1 protein-coding gene and 1 tRNA gene are annotated in these 23,394 nt (G+C 53.7%); one reads left to right on the top strand and one right to left on the bottom strand.

Going from position 1 to position 23,394, the window contains the following annotated elements; all coding sequences use genetic code 11:
• The first annotated feature begins 216 nt into the window (after window positions 1-216).
• Window positions 217-303, top strand: a tRNA-Leu gene (locus ACJJIQ_RS21895).
• A gap of 165 nt (window positions 304-468) precedes the next feature.
• Here ACJJIQ_RS21895 and ACJJIQ_RS21890 read toward each other — a convergent pair.
• Entirely contained in the window at window positions 469-23,298 is a 22,830-nt protein-coding gene (locus tag ACJJIQ_RS21890) for a beta strand repeat-containing protein (RefSeq protein WP_445363035.1), read from the bottom strand.
• Window positions 23,299-23,394: the final 96 nt, after the last annotated feature.

Below are 23,394 nucleotides of genomic sequence, written 5' to 3'. Positions count from 1 at the left end.
AGGGTTGGCAACCTCCGGAGATTATCCGGCCATAAAGAAAGGCGGCGCCGATGGTGGATTCCTGGTCAATAATTCGCCGCTATTGCACGCATTATAAGCGATTTCGCCGATTTTCCCGACCCAAGAAAGAAATGTTGAAAAAAGCGCAACGCAGCCGTTGACACAGGGGGGGCAGATCTCTATAGTTCGCGTCCTCAACGGAGCACACGTTGAATTGCCCAGGTGGCGGAATTGGTAGACGCGCTAGCTTCAGGTGCTAGTGACCTTACGGTCGTGGAGGTTCAAGTCCTCTCCTGGGCACCAATTCCAAAAAGGCTGACTCGCAAGAGTCGGCCTTTTTTGTTTGTGGATTTTACAGTTGCCAAGATCACTTCTTTTCGATTACTTCAAAAGATAAAACACCCGATGTAAAAAAGCCGGCCCCGTGGGCCGGCTTTTTCTAAATAAAGTTAAACTCAATTAATCTAATTACATGCCCGCATTGCCCGAGAGCCCAGTGTGATCAGATTGATCAGCTGTTGAGTCTGAAGCCCCTTCATCTAGCACCGCATCAAAATCGGAACTCGTTTCAGGTACTTCCTCTACTACCGCAGATGCCGGTTGCAGCTCCCCAGATCTCAATCGCATCTCAGGGGAATTTACTGCATCCACGCCACTCGTATACGGGTTAACAGCACTGAAAATTGCGGGGTCCAACTGCGTGAAATCCTCCACACTATTTTGCACCGCAGACCTGAGGCCTTGAGCCGCTTGGGCGCCAGCGATAGATTGGAGTTCATCACCCTTACTCGTAAAGCTAGGCACCTGGCTTATAAATTCCGGTTCGTAATAAGAAATAGAAACGATTTCAACGTTCTGAGTTGCATCCATACGCAGAGGTATCAACTCACTACCAATCACACTCCAAAGTTCTGTATCCGTTCCCAGAGTGACATTGGCTGCCGTAATATGTGTATCTCCGTAGGTTTCAGCAGTAAGTGCCCCAAAGCCTAAGCTCGCCAGCTGTACGTTACCTCGCCCAGCATCGATTTCATCAATTACCAGGTCCTCTTGAGCCAGTACAGTTATATCAACATCAGGACCAGAGGTCGCTATCCCAAGAACACCAACATCAGATTCAATGTCTACATCTCCAGCAACGGTAAGCTCTGCACGATTTGCTTTCAGCACACCTCCGATAGTGCCGCTCGAACTGCTCACCACACTAATATCTCCAGTGCCATCGTAGCCCAATCGCATGCCACTAGAATGGAAAGATAATCCCGCCCCGTCACTATTAAATGGACCAGAGTAATCGCCACCATCGACAAAATCAAAACTCAAGTCTGTTTCCAGAGATAAATTACTCGCGGTGTTATCAAGCAGCTCAAATTCAGAGAAATCGTAATTACCTACACTATTTCCTGTAGAGAAAATCTGCCAAACATCGTCGGACATATTGTACTGGAAGGAATCGTTTCCAGAGCCGCCGGAAAGTGCAACAGCATGATCTCCCGCAGTATCCACCTGTAAATAGTCGTCACCGTCACCTAGCGAAATACTATCGATAGTAGTGCCAGAAAGCGTTACTGCATCGTCGCCTTCTCCACTGTCTATACCGTTAAGCTGCCCCCCAGACAAATTGAAGATATCCACTCCAGTACCAGCATAAATATATTCTATACCGCTAAATGAAAGTGACTTCTCGCTTGTCGACACACTATTTTGCGAGGCCGTTATATCCCAGTTTGCATCCACATTAGCGCCATAAAGCGAATCTTCAGCACTACCAGCAGATAAACTCTCCAAACCAGCAAAGGTTACCCCGCCTACAGTCATCGTATCCAAGCTGCTAAATACGTACTCACTAGCAACATCTTGGCCAACATAAACACCGGCGCCCTCAACAAGCTCTAGATTATCAAACTCAACAGAAATACTATTAACCGTAGCCATAGCGCCGCCGCTTACTAGCGAATTATCATTGACGCTAGAAGTCCAGGTTGCTCCATCCGCGATTACCGTGTCATCTCCAGTCCCGGCATCAAGTATTTCCAGGCCTGTAAAATTGATACCTGCAACGCTGATATCCCCCTCAGAAGAGAGGGTAAATTGATCATTACCTGAAGTACCAATTAACTTATCCGCACCATCATAACTTGTAACTAAATTAATTCCGGTAAAAGAAATACCCGCTGACTCAAGCCCATTATCAGTTAGCTCAAAAGTGTCATCAGCCCCAGTACCAAGTAATTGAGCATTATTAGTTGCAACTGCATCTATACCACTAAACTCAACATCGTTAACTGTAACTTCGCCATTGACACCATTGAGCTGCCAACTAGTTGCATCACTTGAAATTTGGTCGCCAACACTTGAACCAGCAGCTACTTGGGAAACCGAGCTGAAAGTAATTCCGCGAACCTTCAGTTCTTGCCCTAACTTACTTAGCTCAAATACATCCGACTGGTCATAGGTTGCTGCATCAACAATTGCGTTGTCAGCATCCACCATTTCAATGCCGCTGAAGTCGATACCCGTGATAGCGATATCGCCCTGATTTTGACCTAAGGTCCAACTCTCACTACTAATACTTTCTGTGCCAATAATCGAGTCTGAGGTTCCCGATGCTGCAATGCTAAACAGCGCAGAAAACTCCATATTATCGACTGTAACCAAAGCAGCGCCACCCTCACTACTAATAGTGAAGTCGTCACTATTACTGCTGCTCAGGCTGCCGTCGCCACCGCTCAGGGCTTCGGCGCCGGTGATGGTGACGCCGTTGTGCACCACTTGGTTGTCGGTGGCGGTCAGGCTCCAGCCGTAGTTGGCGCCGCCGCTGACACTGTCGGCACTGCCGCTGGCGGCGATGCTGCTGAGGCCGGCGAAGACCATGCTGTCGACGGTCACTTCGTCGGCGTCATCATTAAAGCTGTAGCTGTCGGTTTCGCTGCTGCTCAGGCTGCCGTCGCCACCGCTCAGGGCTTCGGCGCCGGTGATGGTGACACCGTTGTGCACCACTTGGTTGTCGGTGGCGGTCAGGCTCCAGCCGTAGTTGGCGCCGCCGCTGACACTGTCGGCACTGCCGCTGGCGGCGATGCTGCTGAGGCCGGCGAAGACCATGCTGTCGACGGTCACTTCGTCGGCGTCATCATTAAAGCTGTAGCTGTCGGTTTCGCTGCTGCTCAGGCTGCCGTCGCCACCACTCAGGGCTTCGGCGCCGGTGATGGTGACGCCGTTGTGCACCACTTGGTTGTCGGTGGCGGTCAGGCTCCAGCCGTAGTTGGCGCCGCCGCTGACACTGTCGGCACTGCCGCTGGCGGCGATGCTGCTGAGGTCGGCGAAGACCATGCTGTCGACGGTCACTTCGTCGGCGTCATCATTAAAGCTGTAGCTGTCGGTTTCGCTGCTGCTCAGGCTGCCGTCGCCACCGCTCAGGGCTTCGGCGCCGGTGATGGTGACGCCGTTGTGCACCACTTGGTTGTCGGTGGCGGTCAGGCTCCAGCCGTAGTTGGCGCCGCCGCTGACACTGTCGGCACTGCCGCTGGCGGCGATGCTGCTGAGGTCGGCGAAGACCATGCTGTCGACGGTCACTTCGTCGGCGTCATCATTAAAGCTGTAGCTGTCGGTTTCGCTGCTGCTCAGGCTGCCGTCGCCACCGCTCAGGGCTTCGGCGCCGGTGATGGTGACGCCGTTGTGCACCACTTGGTTGTCGGTGGCGGTCAGGCTCCAGCCGTAGTTGGCGCCGCCGCTGACACTGTCGGCACTGCCGCTGGCGGCGATGCTGCTGAGGCCGGCGAAGACCATGCTGTCGACGGTCACTTCGTCGGCGTCATCATTAAAGCTGTAGCTGTCGGTTTCGCTGCTGCTCAGGCTGCCGTCGCCACCGCTCAGGGCTTCGGCGCCGGTGATGGTGACGCCGTTGTGCACCACTTGGTTGTCGGTGGCGGTCAGGCTCCAGCCGTAGTTGGCGCCGCCGCTGGCACTGTCGGCACTGCCGCTGGCGGCGATGCTGCTGAGGCCGGCGAAGACCATGCTGTCGACGGTCACTTCGTCGGCGTCATCATTAAAGCTGTAGCTGTCGGTTTCGCTGCTGCTCAGGCTGCCGTCGCCACCGCTCAGGGCTTCGGCGCCGGTGATGGTGACGCCGTTGTGCACCACTTGGTTGTCGGTGGCGGTCAGGCTCCAGCCGTAGTTGGCGCCGCCGCTGACACTGTCGGCACTGCCGCTGGCGGCGATGCTGCTGAGGCCGGCGAAGACCATGCTGTCGACGGTCACTTCGTCGGCGTCATCATTAAAGCTGTAGCTGTCGGTTTCGCTGCTGCTCAGGCTGCCGTCGCCACCACTCAGGGCTTCGGCGCCGGTGATGGTGACGCCGTTGTGCACCACTTGGTTGTCGGTGGCGGTCAGGCTCCAGCCGTAGTTGGCGCCGCCGCTGACACTGTCGGCACTGCCGCTGGCGGCGATGCTGCTGAGGCCGGCGAAGACCATGCTGTCGACGGTCACTTCGTCGGCGTCATCATTAAAGCTGTAGCTGTCGGTTTCGCTGCTGCTCAGGCTGCCGTCGCCACCACTCAGGGCTTCGGCGCCGGTGATGGTGACGCCGTTGTGCACCACTTGGTTGTCGGTGGCGGTCAGGCTCCAGCCGTAGTTGGCGCCGCCGCTGACACTGTCGGCACTGCCGCTGGCGGCGATGCTGCTGAGGTCGGCGAAGACCATGCTGTCGACGGTCACTTCGTCGGCGTCATCATTAAAGCTGTAGCTGTCGGTTTCGCTGCTGCTCAGGCTGCCGTCGCCACCGCTCAGGGCTTCGGCGCCGGTGATGGTGACGCCGTTGTGCACCACTTGGTTGTCGGTGGCGGTCAGGCTCCAGCCGTAGTTGGCGCCGCCGCTGACACTGTCGGCACTGCCGCTGGCGGCGATGCTGCTGAGGCCGGCGAAGACCATGCTGTCGACGGTCACTTCGTCGGCGTCATCATTAAAGCTGTAGCTGTCGGTTTCGCTGCTGCTCAGGCTGCCGTCGCCACCGCTCAGGGCTTCGGCGCCGGTGATGGTGACGCCGTTGTGCACCACTTGGTTGTCGGTGGCGGTCAGGCTCCAGCCGTAGTTGGCGCCGCCGCTGACACTGTCGGCACTGCCGCTGGCGGCGATGCTGCTGAGGCCGGCGAAGACCATGCTGTCGACGGTCACTTCGTCGGCGTCATCATTAAAGCTGTAGCTGTCGGTTTCGCTGCTGCTCAGGCTGCCGTCGCCACCACTCAGGGCTTCGGCGCCGGTGATGGTGACGCCGTTGTGCACCACTTGGTTGTCGGTGGCGGTCAGGCTCCAGCCGTAGTTGGCGCCGCCGCTGACACTGTCGGCACTGCCGCTGGCGGCGATGCTGCTGAGGTCGGCGAAGACCATGCTGTCGACGGTCACTTCGTCGGCGTCATCATTAAAGCTGTAGCTGTCGGTTTCGCTGCTGCTCAGGCTGCCGTCGCCACCGCTCAGGGCTTCGGCGCCGGTGATGGTGACGCCGTTGTGCACCACTTGGTTGTCGGTGGCGGTCAGGCTCCAGCCGTAGTTGGCGCCGCCGCTGACACTGTCGGCACTGCCGCTGGCGGCGATGCTGCTGAGGTCGGCGAAGACCATGCTGTCGACGGTCACTTCGTCGGCGTCATCATTAAAGCTGTAGCTGTCGGTTTCGCTGCTGCTCAGGCTGCCGTCGCCACCGCTCAGGGCTTCGGCGCCGGTGATGGTGACGCCGTTGTGCACCACTTGGTTGTCGGTGGCGGTCAGGCTCCAGCCGTAGTTGGCGCCGCCGCTGACACTGTCGGCACTGCCGCTGGCGGCGATGCTGCTGAGGTCGGCGAAGACCATGCTGTCGACGGTCACTTCGTCGGCGTCATCATTAAAGCTGTAGCCGTCGGTTTCGCTGCTGCTCAGGCTGCCGTCGCCACCGCTCAGGGCTTCGGCGCCGGTGATGGTGACGCCGTTGTGCACCACTTGGTTGTCGGTGGCGGTCAGGCTCCAGCCGTAGTTGGCGCCGCCGCTGACACTGTCGGCACTGCCGCTGGCGGCGATGCTGCTGAGGCCGGCGAAGACCATGCTGTCGACGGTCACTTCGTCGGCGTCATCATTAAAGCTGTAGCTGTCGGTTTCGCTGCTGCTCAGGCTGCCGTCGCCACCACTCAGGGCTTCGGCGCCGGTGATGGTGACGCCGTTGTGCACCACTTGGTTGTCGGTGGCGGTCAGGCTCCAGCCGTAGTTGACGCCGCCGCTGACACTGTCGGCACTGCCGCTGGCGGCGATGCTGCTGAGGCCGGCGAAGACCATGCTGTCGACGGTCACTTCGTCGGCGTCATCATTAAAGCTGTAGCTGTCGGTTTCGCTGCTGCTCAGGCTGCCGTCGCCACCGCTCAGGGCTTCGGCGCCGGTGATGGTGACGCCGTTGTGCACCACTTGGTTGTCGGTGGCGGTCAGGCTCCAGCCGTAGTTGGCGCCGCCGCTGACACTGTCGGCACTGCCGCTGGCGGCGATGCTGCTGAGGCCGGCGAAGACCATGCTGTCGACGGTCACTTCGTCGGCGTCATCATTAAAGCTGTAGCTGTCGGTTTCGCTGCTGCTCAGGCTGCCGTCGCCACCACTCAGGGCTTCGGCGCCGGTGATGGTGACGCCGTTGTGCACCACTTGGTTGTCGGTGGCGGTCAGGCTCCAGCCGTAGTTGGCGCCGCCGCTGACACTGTCGGCACTGCCGCTGGCGGCGATGCTGCTGAGGCCGGCGAAGACCATGCTGTCGACGGTCACTTCGTCGGCGTCATCATTAAAGCTGTAGCTGTCGGTTTCGCTGCTGCTCAGGCTGCCGTCGCCACCACTCAGGGCTTCGGCGCCGGTGATGGTGACGCCGTTGTGCACCACTTGGTTGTCGGTGGCGGTCAGGCTCCAGCCGTAGTTGGCGCCGCCGCTGACACTGTCGGCACTGCCGCTGGCGGCGATGCTGCTGAGGTCGGCGAAGACCATGCTGTCGACGGTCACTTCGTCGGCGTCATCATTAAAGCTGTAGCTGTCGGTTTCGCTGCTGCTCAGGCTGCCGTCGCCACCGCTCAGGGCTTCGGCGCCGGTGATGGTGACGCCGTTGTGCACCACTTGGTTGTCGGTGGCGGTCAGGCTCCAGCCGTAGTTGGCGCCGCCGCTGACACTGTCGGCACTGCCGCTGGCGGCGATGCTGCTGAGGTCGGCGAAGACCATGCTGTCGACGGTCACTTCGTCGGCGTCATCATTAAAGCTGTAGCTGTCGGTTTCGCTGCTGCTCAGGCTGCCGTCGCCACCGCTCAGGGCTTCGGCGCCGGTGATGGTGACGCCGTTGTGCACCACTTGGTTGTCGGTGGCGGTCAGGCTCCAGCCGTAGTTGGCGCCGCCGCTGACACTGTCGGCACTGCCGCTGGCGGCGATGCTGCTGAGGCCGGCGAAGACCATGCTGTCGACGGTCACTTCGTCGGCGTCATCATTAAAGCTGTAGCTGTCGGTTTCGCTGCTGCTCAGGCTGCCGTCGCCACCGCTCAGGGCTTCGGCGCCGGTGATGGTGACGCCGTTGTGCACCACTTGGTTGTCGGTGGCGGTCAGGCTCCAGCCGTAGTTGGCGCCGCCGCTGACACTGTCGGCACTGCCGCTGGCGGCGATGCTGCTGAGGTCGGCGAAGACCATGCTGTCGACGGTCACTTCGTCGGCGTCATCATTAAAGCTGTAGCTGTCGGTTTCGCTGCTGCTCAGGCTGCCGTCGCCACCGCTCAGGGCTTCGGCGCCGGTGATGGTGACGCCGTTGTGCACCACTTGGTTGTCGGTGGCGGTCAGGCTCCAGCCGTAGTTGGCGCCGCCGCTGACACTGTCGGCACTGCCGCTGGCGGCGATGCTGCTGAGGTCGGCGAAGACCATGCTGTCGACGGTCACTTCGTCGGCGTCATCATTAAAGCTGTAGCTGTCGGTTTCGCTGCTGCTCAGGCTGCCGTCGCCACCGCTCAGGGCTTCGGCGCCGGTGATGGTGACGCCGTTGTGCACCACTTGGTTGTCGGTGGCGGTCAGGCTCCAGCCGTAGTTGGCGCCGCCGCTGACACTGTCGGCACTGCCGCTGGCGGCGATGCTGCTGAGGCCGGCGAAGACCATGCTGTCGACGGTCACTTCGTCGGCGTCATCATTAAAGCTGTAGCTGTCGGTTTCGCTGCTGCTCAGGCTGCCGTCGCCACCGCTCAGGGCTTCGGCGCCGGTGATGGTGACGCCGTTGTGCACCACTTGGTTGTCGGTGGCGGTCAGGCTCCAGCCGTAGTTGGCGCCGCCGCTGACACTGTCGGCACTGCCGCTGGCGGCGATGCTGCTGAGGTCGGCGAAGACCATGCTGTCGACGGTCACTTCGTCGGCGTCATCATTAAAGCTGTAGCTGTCGGTTTCGCTGCTGCTCAGGCTGCCGTCGCCACCGCTCAGGGCTTCGGCGCCGGTGATGGTGACGCCGTTGTGCACCACTTGGTTGTCGGTGGCGGTCAGGCTCCAGCCGTAGTTGGCGCCGCCGCTGACACTGTCGGCACTGCCGCTGGCGGCGATGCTGCTGAGGTCGGCGAAGACCATGCTGTCGACGGTCACTTCGTCGGCGTCATCATTAAAGCTGTAGCTGTCGGTTTCGCTGCTGCTCAGGCTGCCGTCGCCACCACTCAGGGCTTCGGCGCCGGTGATGGTGACGCCGTTGTGCACCACTTGGTTGTCGGTGGCGGTCAGGCTCCAGCCGTAGTTGGCGCCGCCGCTGACACTGTCGGCACTGCCGCTGGCGGCGATGCTGCTGAGGTCGGCGAAGACCATGCTGTCGACGGTCACTTCGTCGGCGTCATCATTAAAGCTGTAGCTGTCGGTTTCGCTGCTGCTCAGGCTGCCGTCGCCACCGCTCAGGGCTTCGGCGCCGGTGATGGTGACGCCGTTGTGCACCACTTGGTTGTCGGTGGCGGTCAGGCTCCAGCCGTAGTTGGCGCCGCCGCTGACACTGTCGGCACTGCCGCTGGCGGCGATGCTGCTGAGGTCGGCGAAGACCATGCTGTCGACGGTCACTTCGTCGGCGTCATCATTAAAGCTGTAGCTGTCGGTTTCGCTGCTGCTCAGGCTGCCGTCGCCACCGCTCAGGGCTTCGGCGCCGGTGATGGTGACGCCGTTGTGCACCACTTGGTTGTCGGTGGCGGTCAGGCTCCAGCCGTAGTTGGCGCCGCCGCTGACACTGTCGGCACTGCCGCTGGCGGCGATGCTGCTGAGGTCGGCGAAGACCATGCTGTCGACGGTCACTTCGTCGGCGTCATCATTAAAGCTGTAGCTGTCGGTTTCGCTGCTGCTCAGGCTGCCGTCGCCACCGCTCAGGGCTTCGGCGCCGGTGATGGTGACGCCGTTGTGCACCACTTGGTTGTCGGTGGCGGTCAGGCTCCAGCCGTAGTTGGCGCCGCCGCTGACACTGTCGGCACTGCCGCTGGCGGCGATGCTGCTGAGGCCGGCGAAGACCATGCTGTCGACGGTCACTTCGTCGGCGTCATCATTAAAGCTGTAGCTGTCGGTTTCGCTGCTGCTCAGGCTGCCGTCGCCACCACTCAGGGCTTCGGCGCCGGTGATGGTGACGCCGTTGTGCACCACTTGGTTGTCGGTGGCGGTCAGGCTCCAGCCGTAGTTGGCGCCGCCGCTGACACTGTCGGCACTGCCGCTGGCGGCGATGCTGCTGAGGTCGGCGAAGACCATGCTGTCGACGGTCACTTCGTCGGCGTCATCATTAAAGCTGTAGCTGTCGGTTTCGCTGCTGCTCAGGCTGCCGTCGCCACCGCTCAGGGCTTCGGCGCCGGTGATGGTGACGCCGTTGTGCACCACTTGGTTGTCGGTGGCGGTCAGGCTCCAGCCGTAGTTGGCGCCGCCGCTGACACTGTCGGCACTGCCGCTGGCGGCGATGCTGCTGAGGTCGGCGAAGACCATGCTGTCGACGGTCACTTCGTCGGCGTCATCATTAAAGCTGTAGCTGTCGGTTTCGCTGCTGCTCAGGCTGCCGTCGCCACCGCTCAGGGCTTCGGCGCCGGTGATGGTGACGCCGTTGTGCACCACTTGGTTGTCGGTGGCGGTCAGGCTCCAGCCGTAGTTGGCGCCGCCGCTGACACTGTCGGCACTGCCGCTGGCGGCGATGCTGCTGAGGCCGGCGAAGACCATGCTGTCGACGGTCACTTCGTCGGCGTCATCATTAAAGCTGTAGCTGTCGGTTTCGCTGCTGCTCAGGCTGCCGTCGCCACCGCTCAGGGCTTCGGCGCCGGTGATGGTGACGCCGTTGTGCACCACTTGGTTGTCGGTGGCGGTCAGGCTCCAGCCGTAGTTGGCGCCGCCGCTGACACTGTCGGCACTGCCGCTGGCGGCGATGCTGCTGAGGTCGGCGAAGACCATGCTGTCGACGGTCACTTCGTCGGCGTCATCATTAAAGCTGTAGCTGTCGGTTTCGCTGCTGCTCAGGCTGCCGTCGCCACCGCTCAGGGCTTCGGCGCCGGTGATGGTGACGCCGTTGTGCACCACTTGGTTGTCGGTGGCGGTCAGGCTCCAGCCGTAGTTGGCGCCGCCGCTGACACTGTCGGCACTGCCGCTGGCGGCGATGCTGCTGAGGCCGGCGAAGACCATGCTGTCGACGGTCACTTCGTCGGCGTCATCATTAAAGCTGTAGCTGTCGGTTTCGCTGCTGCTCAGGCTGCCGTCGCCACCGCTCAGGGCTTCGGCGCCGGTGATGGTGACACCGTTGTGCACCACTTGGTTGTCGGTGGCGGTCAGGCTCCAGCCGTAGTTGGCGCCGCCGCTGACACTGTCGGCACTGCCGCTGGCGGCGATGCTGCTGAGGCCGGCGAAGACCATGCTGTCGACGGTCACTTCGTCGGCGTCATCATTAAAGCTGTAGCTGTCGGTTTCGCTGCTGCTCAGGCTGCCGTCGCCACCACTCAGGGCTTCGGCGCCGGTGATGGTGACGCCGTTGTGCACCACTTGGTTGTCGGTGGCGGTCAGGCTCCAGCCGTAGTTGGCGCCGCCGCTGACACTGTCGGCACTGCCGCTGGCGGCGATGCTGCTGAGGCCGGCGAAGACCATGCTGTCGACGGTCACTTCGTCGGCGTCATCATTAAAGCTGTAGCTGTCGGTTTCGCTGCTGCTCAGGCTGCCGTCGCCACCACTCAGGGCTTCGGCGCCGGTGATGGTGACGCCGTTGTGCACCACTTGGTTGTCGGTGGCGGTCAGGCTCCAGCCGTAGTTGACGCCGCCGCTGACACTGTCGGCACTGCCGCTGGCGGCGATGCTGCTGAGGCCGGCGAAGACCATGCTGTCGACGGTCACTTCGTCGGCGTCATCATTAAAGATGTAGTGGTCATCATAGATACTGCTGAGGGCACCATTGCCGCCACTCACAGTGCCGGCATCAGCAATAGTAATTCCAGCATGGACCACCTGATTATCACTACTTGCCAGCGCCCAGCCATAACCATCTAAGCCTATTACTCCAGCATCGTCAGCAATTAGAAGGGTTACACCTTCAAAATTTATCTCGTAATTGGTTGCTGCATTTTCTGCTGTAACAATCCAATCCTCACCTGTATAGCCTGTAACACTATTTGCAAACCCATTAGTTATTACATTTTCCACACTCGTGAAGTTGTATTCATATCCATTGCTCAGATCACCATCAGTATCTGATGCGATATGACCACTCCCAAGAACATGAAAGTCACCTGACTGATCTGCTCCAATCGACAGGTAGCTCGCAGCGATGTCACTTAAATTAAGGAATAGAATGCCATTAATTTCACCGTCGTCTATATAAGCTTCATCGACTTCGAGCGTATCTGCTCCGCCAAGCGCATCAACAGTTTCCAGGTTGCTAAAGACAAGGCTGCCACCAACTTCTAGATCACCGCTATCAGTAATGGCAAACTCATCTACTCCATCGGTGCCCAGTAGGATATCGGTATCTGAACCATCCCCTTTGCTATTAGCATCAATAGTGCGATTAAAGCCGGTAAATGCAATCTCATTCGCAGTGATTTCACTGTCACTCACCAGAGCAAAGGTATCACTCTCCTCAGAACCAACGATTACCCCTGTTGTGCTATCAGTAAACGTCACACTATCCATATTTTGGAAAGTGATGCCGGTATTAATCAGCTCTTTGGCAGTACCAGTGAGATCTACTTGTGTTGCGGTAATCAAGGTATCCGCATCACTGGCATCCGACTCCGTACCCGCATCGATGGTGCTGTTAAAGCCCGTAAAGCTAATCTCGTTTGCAGTGATTTCCGAGCTGCTGACGATCTCGAAAGTATCACTGTTACTGGAGCCCGCAATAATGCCGGTTGTGGCATCACTAAACGCCACACTGTCCATATTCTGGAAAGTGATGCCGGTATTAATTAGCTCTTTGGCAGTACCGGTGAGATCTACTTGTGTTGCGGTAATCAGGGTATCCGCATCACTGGCATCCGACTCGACGCCCGCGTCGATGGTGCTGTTAAAGCCCGTAAAGCTAATCTCGTTTGCGGTAATTTCCGAGCTGCTGACGATCTCGAAAGTATCACTGTTACTGGAGCCCGCAATAATGCCGGTTGTGGCATCACTAAACGCCACACTGTCCATATTCTGGAAAGTGATGCCGGTATTAATTAGTTCTTTGGCAGTACCGGTGAGATCTACTTGTGTTGCGGTAATCAGGGTATCCGCATCACTGGCATCCGACTCGATACCCGCGTCGATGGTGCTGTTAAAGCCCGTAAAGCTAATCTCGTTTGCGGTAATTTCCGAGCTGCTGACGATCTCGAAAGTATCACTGTTACTGGAGCCCGCAATAATGCCGGTTGTGGCATCACTAAACGCCACACTGTCCATATTCTGGAAAGTGATGCCGGTATTAATTAGCTCTTTAGCAGTACCGGTGAGATCTACTTGTGTTGCGGTAATCAGGGTATCCGCATCACTGGCATCGGACTCGATACCCGCGTCGATGGTGCTGTTAAAGCCCGTAAAGCTAATCTCATTTGCGGTAATTTCCGAGCTGCTGACGATCTCGAAAGTATCACTGTTACTGGAGCCCGCAATTATGCCGGTTGTGGCATCGCTAAACGCCACACTGTCCATATTTTGGAAAGTGATACCGGTATTAATTAGCTCTTTGGCAGTACCGGTGAGATCTACCTGAGAAGCGGTAATCAGGGTATCCGCATCACTGGCATCGGACTCGATACCCGCGTCGATGGTGCTGTTAAAGCCCGTAAAGCTAATCTCGTTTGCGGTAATTTCCGAGCTGCTGACGATCTCGAAAGTATCACTGTTACTGGAGCCCGCAATAATGCCGGTTGTGGCATCGCTAAACGCCACACTGTCCATATTCTGGAAAGTGATGCCGGTATTAATTAGCTCTTTGGCAGTACCGGTGAGATCTACTTGTGTTGCGGTAATTAGGGTATCCGCATCACTGGCATCGGACTCGATACCCGCGTCGATGGTGCTGTTAAAGCCCGTAAAGCTAATCTCGTTTGCGGTAATTTCCGAGCTGCTGACGATCTCGAAAGTATCACTGTTACTGGAGCCCGCAATAATGCCGGTTGTGGCATCACTAAACGCCACACTGTCCATATTCTGGAAAGTGATGCCGGTATTAATTAGCTCTTTGGCAGTACCGGTGAGATCTACTTGTGTTGCGGTAATCAGGGTATCCGCATCACTGGCATCCGACTCGATACCCGCGTCGATGGTGCTGTTAAAGCCCGTAAAGCTAATCTCGTTTGCGGTAATTTCCGAGCTGCTGACGATCTCGAAAGTATCACTGTTACTGGAGCCCGCAATAATGCCGGTTGTGGCATCGCTAAACGCCACACTGTCCATATTTTGGAAAGTGATGCCGGTATTAATTAGCTCTTTGGCAGTACCGGTGAGATCTACTTGTGTTGCGGTAATCAGGGTATCCGCATCACTGGCATCGGACTCGACGCCCGCGTCGATAGTGCTGTTAAAGCCCGTAAAGCTAATCTCGTTTGCGGTAATTTCCGAGCTGCTGACGATCTCGAAAGTATCACTGTTACTGGAGCCCGCAATAATGCCGGTTGTGGCATCACTAAACGCCACACTGTCCATATTCTGGAAAGTGATGCCGGTATTAATCAGCTCTTTGGCAGTACCGGTAAGATCTACTTGTGTTGCGGTAATCAAGGTATCCGCATCACTGGCATCCGACTCGATACCCGCGTCGATGGTGCTGTTAAAGCCCGTAAAGCTAATCTCGTTTGCGGTAATTTCCGAGCTGCTGACGATCTCGAAAGTATCACTGTTACTGGAGCCCTCAATAATGCCGGTTGTGGCATCGCTAAACGCCACACTGTCCATATTCTGGAAAGTGATGCCGGTATTAATTAGCTCTTTGGCAGTACCGGTGAGATCTACTTGTGTTGCGGTAATCAGGGTATCCGCATCACTGGCATCGGACTCGGTACCCGCATCGATAGTGCTATTAAAGTCAGTAAAAGTGATGTTGTTAGCAATAAGTTCCGAGCTGCTGACGACTTCGAAAGTATCACTGTTACTGGAGCCCGCAATAATGCCGGTTGTGGCATCACTAAACGCCACACTGTCCATATTCTGGAAAGTGATGCCGGTATTAATTAGCTCTTTGGCAGTACCGGTGAGATCTACTTGTGTTGCGGTAGTTAAAGTATCTATAACACCGCTATCAGCACCGGCATCAACAATTTCCAGGTTGCTAAAGACAAGGCTGCCACCAACTTCTAGATCACCACTATCAGTAATGGCAAACTCATCTACTCCATCGGTACCCAGTAAGACATCGGTATCTGAACCATCCCCTTTGCTATTAGCATCAATAGTGCGATTAAAGCCGGTAAATGCAATCTCATTCGCAGTGATTTCACTGTCACTCACCAGAGCAAAGGTATCACTCTCCTCAGAACCAACGATTACCCCTGTTGTGCTATCAGTAAACGCCACACTATCCATATTCTGGAAAGTGATACCGGTATTAATTAGCTCTTTGGCAGTACCGGTGAGATCTACCTGAGAAGCGGTAATCAGAGTATCCGCATCACTGGCATCGGACTCGGTACCCGCATCGATAGTGCTATTAAAGTCAGTAAAAGTGATGTCGTTAGCAATAAGTTCCGAGCTGCTGACGACCTCGAAAGTATCACTGTTACTGGAGCCCGCAATAATGCCGGTTGTGGCATCACTAAACGCCACACTGTCCATATTCTGGAAAGTGATGCCGGTATTAATTAGCTCTTTGGCAGTACCGGTGAGATCTACTTGTGTTGCAGTAGTTAAAGTATCTATAACACCGCTATCAGCACCGGCATCAACAATTTCCAGGTTGCTAAAGACAAGGCTGCCACCAACTTCTAGATCACCGCTATCAGTAATGGCAAACTCATCTACTCCATCGGTGCCCAGTAGGATATCGGTATCTGAACCATCCCCTTTGCTATTAGCATCAATAGTGCGATTAAAGCCGGTAAATGCAATCTCATTCGCAGTGATTTCACTGTCACTCACCAGAGCAAAGGTATCACTCTCCTCAGAACCAACGATTACCCCTGTTGTGCTATCAGTAAACGTCACACTATCCATATTTTGGAAAGTGATGCCGGTATTAATCAGCTCTTTGGCAGTACCAGTGAGATCTACTTGTGTTGCGGTAATCAAGGTATCCGCATCACTGGCATCCGACTCCGTACCCGCATCGATGGTGCTGTTAAAGCCCGTAAAGCTAATCTCGTTTGCAGTGATTTCCGAGCTGCTGACGATCTCGAAAGTATCACTGTTACTGGAGCCCGCAATAATGCCGGTTGTGGCATCACTAAACGCCACACTGTCCATATTCTGGAAAGTGATGCCGGTATTAATTAGCTCTTTGGCAGTACCGGTGAGATCTACTTGTGTTGCGGTAATCAGGGTATCCGCATCACTGGCATCCGACTCGACGCCCGCGTCGATGGTGCTGTTAAAGCCCGTAAAGCTAATCTCGTTTGCGGTAATTTCCGAGCTGCTGACGATCTCGAAAGTATCACTGTTACTGGAGCCCGCAATAATGCCGGTTGTGGCATCACTAAACGCCACACTGTCCATATTCTGGAAAGTGATGCCGGTATTAATTAGTTCTTTGGCAGTACCGGTGAGATCTACTTGTGTTGCGGTAATCAGGGTATCCGCATCACTGGCATCCGACTCGATACCCGCGTCGATGGTGCTGTTAAAGCCCGTAAAGCTAATCTCGTTTGCGGTAATTTCCGAGCTGCTGACGATCTCGAAAGTATCACTGTTACTGGAGCCCGCAATAATGCCGGTTGTGGCATCACTAAACGCCACACTGTCCATATTCTGGAAAGTGATGCCGGTATTAATTAGCTCTTTAGCAGTACCGGTGAGATCTACTTGTGTTGCGGTAATCAGGGTATCCGCATCACTGGCATCGGACTCGATACCCGCGTCGATGGTGCTGTTAAAGCCCGTAAAGCTAATCTCATTTGCGGTAATTTCCGAGCTGCTGACGATCTCGAAAGTATCACTGTTACTGGAGCCCGCAATTATGCCGGTTGTGGCATCGCTAAACGCCACACTGTCCATATTTTGGAAAGTGATACCGGTATTAATTAGCTCTTTGGCAGTACCGGTGAGATCTACCTGAGAAGCGGTAATCAGGGTATCCGCATCACTGGCATCGGACTCGATACCCGCGTCGATGGTGCTGTTAAAGCCCGTAAAGCTAATCTCGTTTGCGGTAATTTCCGAGCTGCTGACGATCTCGAAAGTATCACTGTTACTGGAGCCCGCAATAATGCCGGTTGTGGCATCGCTAAACGCCACACTGTCCATATTCTGGAAAGTGATGCCGGTATTAATTAGCTCTTTGGCAGTACCGGTGAGATCTACTTGTGTTGCGGTAATTAGGGTATCCGCATCACTGGCATCGGACTCGATACCCGCGTCGATGGTGCTGTTAAAGCCCGTAAAGCTAATCTCGTTTGCGGTAATTTCCGAGCTGCTGACGATCTCGAAAGTATCACTGTTACTGGAGCCCGCAATAATGCCGGTTGTGGCATCACTAAACGCCACACTGTCCATATTCTGGAAAGTGATGCCGGTATTAATTAGCTCTTTGGCAGTACCGGTGAGATCTACTTGTGTTGCGGTAATCAGGGTATCCGCATCACTGGCATCCGACTCGATACCCGCGTCGATGGTGCTGTTAAAGCCCGTAAAGCTAATCTCGTTTGCGGTAATTTCCGAGCTGCTGACGATCTCGAAAGTATCACTGTTACTGGAGCCCGCAATAATGCCGGTTGTGGCATCGCTAAACGCCACACTGTCCATATTTTGGAAAGTGATGCCGGTATTAATTAGCTCTTTGGCAGTACCGGTGAGATCTACTTGTGTTGCGGTAATCAGGGTATCCGCATCACTGGCATCGGACTCGACGCCCGCGTCGATAGTGCTGTTAAAGCCCGTAAAGCTAATCTCGTTTGCGGTAATTTCCGAGCTGCTGACGATCTCGAAAGTATCACTGTTACTGGAGCCCGCAATAATGCCGGTTGTGGCATCACTAAACGCCACACTGTCCATATTCTGGAAAGTGATGCCGGTATTAATCAGCTCTTTGGCAGTACCGGTAAGATCTACTTGTGTTGCGGTAATCAAGGTATCCGCATCACTGGCATCCGACTCGATACCCGCGTCGATGGTGCTGTTAAAGCCCGTAAAGCTAATCTCGTTTGCGGTAATTTCCGAGCTGCTGACGATCTCGAAAGTATCACTGTTACTGGAGCCCGCAATAATGCCGGTTGTGGCATCACTAAACGCCACACTGTCCATATTCTGGAAAGTGATGCCGGTATTAATTAGCTCTTTAGCAGTACCGGTGAGATCTACTTGTGTTGCGGTAATCAGGGTATCCGCATCACTGGCATCGGACTCGATACCCGCGTCGATGGTGCTGTTAAAGCCCGTAAAGCTAATCTCGTTTGCGGTAATTTCCGAGCTGCTGACGATCTCGAAAGTATCACTGCCACTGGAGCCCGCAATTATGCCGGTTGTGGCATCGCTAAACGCCACACTATCCATATTTTGGAAAGTGATGCCGGTATTAATTAGTTCTTTGGCAGTACCGGTGAGATCTACTTGTGTTGCAGTAGTTAAAGTATCTATAACACCGCTATCAGCACCGGCATCAACAATTTCCAGGTTGCTAAAGACAAGGCTGCCACCAACTTCTAGATCACCGCTATCAGTAAGGGCAAACTCATCTACTCCATCGGTGCCCAGTAGGATATCGGTATCTGAACCATCCCCTTTGCTATTAGCATCAATAGTGCGATTAAAGCCGGTAAACGCAATCTCATTCGCAGTGATTTCACTGTCACTCACCAGAGCAAAGGTATCACTCTCCTCAGAACCAACGATTACCCCTGTTGTGCTATCAGTAAACGTCACACTATCCATATTCTGGAAAGTGATACCGGTATTAATTAGCTCTTTGGCAGTACCGGTGAGATCTACCTGAGAAGCGGTAATCAGGGTATCCGCATCACTGGCATCGGACTCGACGCCCGCGTCGATGGTGCTGTTAAAGCCCGTAAAGCTAATCTCGTTTGCAGTGATTTCCGAGCTACTGACGATCTCGAAAGTATCACTGTTACTGGAGCCTGCAATAATGCCGGTTGTGGCATCGCTAAACGCCACACTGTCCATATTCTGGAAAGTGATGCCGGTATTAATTAGCTCTTTAGCAGTACCGGTGAGATCTACTTGTGTTGCGGTAATCAGGGTATCCGCATCACTGGCATCCGACTCGATACCCGCATCGATAGTGCTATTAAAGTCAGTAAAAGTGATGTCGTTAGCAATAAGTTCCGAGCTGCTGACGACCTCAAAAGTATCACTGTTACTGGAACCTGCAATAATGCCGGTTGTGGCATCGCTAAACGCCACACTGTCCATATTCTGGAAAGTGATGCCGGTATTAATTAGCTCTTTGGCAGTACCGGTGAGATCTACTTGTGTTGCGGTAATCAAGGTATCCGCATCACTGGCATCCGACTCGATACCCGCGTCGATGGTGCTGTTAAAGCCCGTAAAGCTAATCTCGTTTGCAGTGATTTCCGAGCTGCTGACGATCTCGAAAGTATCACTGTTACTGGAGCCTGCAATAATGCCGGTTGTGGCATCACTAAACGCCACACTGTCCATATTCTGGAAAGTGATGCCGGTATTAATTAGCTCTTTGGCAGTACCGGTGAGATCTACTTGTGTTGCAGTAGTTAAAGTATCTATAACACCGCTATCAGCACCGGCATCAACAATTTCCAGGTTGCTAAAGACAAGGCTGCCACCAACTTCTAGATCACCGCTATCAGTAATGGCAAACTCATCTACTCCATCGGTGCCCAGTAAGACATCGGTATCTGAACCATCCCCTTTGCTATTAGCATCAATAGTGCGATTAAAGCCGGTAAATGCAATCTCATTCGCAGTGATTTCACTGTCACTCACCAGAGCAAAGGTATCACTCTCCTCAGAACCAACGATTAACCCTGTTGTGCTATCAGTAAACGTCACACTATCCATATTCTGGAAAGTGATACCGGTATTAATTAGCTCTTTGGCAGTACCGGTGAGATCTACTTGTGTTGCGGTAATCAAGGTGTCCGCATCACTGGCATCGGATTCGGTACCCGCATCGATAGTGCTGTTAAAGTCAGTAAAAGTGATGTCGTTAGCAATAAGTTCCGAGCTGCTGACGACCTCAAAAGTATCACTGTTGCTGGAACCTGCAATAATGCCGGTTGTGGCATCGCTAAACGCCACACTGTCCATATTCTGGAAAGTGATGCCGGTATTAATTAGCTCTTTGGCAGTACCGGTGAGATCTACTTGTGTTGCGGTAATCAGGGTATCCGCATCACTGGCATCGGACTCGATACCCGCGTCGATGGTGCTGTTAAAGCCCGTAAAGCTAATCTCGTTTGCGGTAATTTCCGAGCTGCTGACGATCTCGAAAGTATCACTGTTACTGGAGCCCGCAATAATGCCGGTTGTGGCATCACTAAACGCCACACTGTCCATATTCTGGAAAGTGATGCCGGTATTAATTAGCTCTTTGGCAGTACCGGTGAGATCTACTTGTGTTGCAGTAGTTAAAGTATCTATAACACCGCTATCAGCACCGGCATCAACAATTTCCAGGTTGCTAAAGACAAGGCTGCCACCAACTTCTAGATCACCGCTATCAGTAATGGCAAACTCATCTACTCCATCGGTGCCCAGTAAGACATCGGTATCTGAACCATCCCCTTTGCTATTAGCATCAATAGTGCGATTAAAGCCGGTAAATGCAATCTCATTCGCAGTGATTTCACTGTCACTCACCAGAGCAAAGGTATCACTCTCCTCAGAACCAACGATTACCCCTGTTGTGCTATCAGTAAACGTCACACTATCCATATTCTGGAAAGTGATACCGGTATTAATTAGCTCTTTGGCAGTACCGGTGAGATCTACTTGTGTTGCGGTAGTCAGAATATCCGCATCACTAGCATCCGACTCGACGCCCGCGTCGATGGTGCTATTAAAGTCGGTAAAAGTGATGTCGTTAGCAATAAGTTCCGAGCTGCTGACGACCTCGAAAGTATCACTGTTACTGGAACCTGCAATAATGCCCGTTGTGGCATCGCTAAACGCCACACTGTCCAAGTTTTGGAAAGTAATGCCGGTATTAATCAACTCTTTGGCGGTGCCGGTGAGATCTACTTGTGTTGCGGTAGTTAAAGTATCTATAACACCGCTATCAGCACCGGCATCAACAATTTCCAGATTGCTAAAGACAAGGTTGCCACCAACTTCTAGATCACCGCTATCGGTAATGGCAAACTCATCTACTCCATCGGTGCCCAGTAGGATATCGGTATCTGAACCATCCCCTTTGCTATTAGCATCAATAGCGCGATTAAAGCCGGTAAACGCAATCTCATTCGCAGTGATTTCACTGTCACTCACCAGAGTAAAGGTATCACTCTCCTCAGAACCAACAATTACCCCTGTTATGCTATCAGTAAACGTCACACTATCCATATTTTGGAAAGTGATACCGGTATTAATTAGTTCTTTGGCAGTACCGGTGAGATCTACTTGTGTTGCGGTAGCCAGGATATCCGCATCACTGGCATCCGACTCGACGCCCGCATCGATGGTGCTATTAAAGTCGGTAAAAGTGATGTCGTTAGCAATAAGTTCCGAGCTGCTGACGATTTCGAAAGTGTCACTGTTACTGGAGCCCGCAATAATGCCCGTTGTGGCATCGCTAAACGCCACACTGTCCAAGTTTTGGAAAGTAATGCCGGTATTAATCAACTCTTTGGCGGTGCCGGTGAGATCTACTTGTGTTGCGGTAGTTAAAGTATCTATAACACCGCTATCAGCACCGGCATCAACAATTTCCAGGTTGCTAAAGACAAGGTTGCCACCAACTTCTAGATCACCGCTATCGGTAATGGCAAACTCATCTACTCCATCGGTGCCCAGTAGGATATCGGTATCTGAACCATCCCCTTTGCTATTAGCATCAATAGCGCGATTAAAGCCGGTAAACGCAATCTCATTCGCAGTGATTTCACTGTCACTCACCAGAGTAAAGGTATCACTCTCCTCAGAACCAAAGATTACCCCTGTTATGCTATCAGTAAACGTCACACTATCCATATTTTGGAAAGTGATACCGGTATTAATTAGTTCTTTGGCAGTACCGGTGAGATTTACTTGTGTTGCGGTAGTCAGGATATCCGCATCACTGGCACCCGACTCGACGCCCGCATCAATGGTGCTATTAAAGTCGGTAAAAGTGATATCGTTAGCAATAAGTTCCGAGCTGCTGACGATCTCGAAAGTATCACTACTGCTGGAACCCGCAATAATGCCGGTTGTGGTATTACTAAAATCTACCGCATCCAAATTCTGAAAAGTAGTCCCATTATTAACAAGCTCTTTTTCAGCACCGGTTAAATCTGCCTGGGTGGCGGTAATTAACTTATCAGTAACACCACTATTAGAGCCGGCATCTACTACTTCTATATCGCTAAAAGATATACTAGTGGCGGAATCATCCTCACTCTTGGAAACACTAAAACTATGCTCTACAGCCCCGGAGCTAATATATTCAGCTTCGGATGAAAGCGTATATTTATCTTCTCCTTCACCACCGGTGATTACCGCAGTTCCAGAAAATTCTATATCACCAAGTTCGTTTTCTGAGCCCTCGCCAGACTGCCCCACTAAGAATGAAAAATTAGTAGCCTCGATAGAACCAGTATTAACAAATGAATCTGTCGTGTTAACCTCAAGTTGCGCATTGACATCTTCAGTTACTCCGTCAGATAGGAGAGAAACCTCTAGGTCTCCACTGTTAATAACACTCCCACCAGAACCAAAAAGACGAATTTTTCCATCACTGGTATCAATACCTCTAGCCTGAATAGAGCCTTCATTATTTACGGCAGCAGTGAATAAATCACTAGATACATTTGCTTCCATTAAGACAGTTGCAGACTCAATAGAACCACTATTAAGCACCGCACTTTCAACACCTAGCGTATTTTCCGCTACAGCAGATGTCACCTCAACTCCGATCAACCCATCGGAGTCAAAGGTTAAAGCAGCTGCATCCCCTGCTGCTAAAACCACTAACTCAGCTTGAATCAGTCCGGTTGTGTCAGCGAGAGAGGTATCTCCAAGGCTGTTCTCTACGTACTTACCTACGAGGACTGCACTAGATGCGTTAATAACGCCTCTATTAATAACAAAGCCCGCTTGACCATCAACGCCGGCACTTTCAAGTACGAAGTCCGTGTTTAAAAATTCCTCATCCGAGTATTCACTCGGGTCAATAGCAAGCCCAGAAACAGTGAGTGCGCCTACATTTACTGTCGCTGTTTCCGTGAAGAGAACCCCCCGAGGGTTCACCAAAATAACATGACCATCTGCCTGTATTGACCCGTGAATCGTACTTGCGCTTTCGTCAAGAATTCTATTGATAGCAATATCGCTTTCTGACTGCAGAAAACTAACTATCTCATCTTCCTCAACATCAAACGAATCCCAATCAATCGCTAAAAGATCTTGGCCTTGAGTAATGGTGGTTACATTACCAACCGTAGTTATACTGCTATCTTCAGCGCCGACGGTAATTACACCATTCTGCGGCGCAGCATGAACCAAAGGGCTTAGTATTCCAGCTACCATTCCAAAACATGTCAGATTTGACATTCTGATTGCTGAGGCCAGCTTAGTTAACTTCAGAGAATGTTTATTGCTTTTCATACCAGCACCTTTCGTAGAGCTCCTGCTCAACTTCAGCTAATA

This window comes from Microbulbifer maximicatervae (SeqCode), assembly GCF_052468295.1.
Note: the sequence above shows the minus strand (reverse complement) of the source record. Positions and strands in the feature narration are given on the sequence as shown.

Coding starts and splice junctions, on each gene's coding strand:
- ACJJIQ_RS21890 (WP_445363035.1), bottom strand. CDS start 23,298: ATGTCAAATCTGACATGTTTTGGAATGGTAGCTGGAATACTAAGCCCT.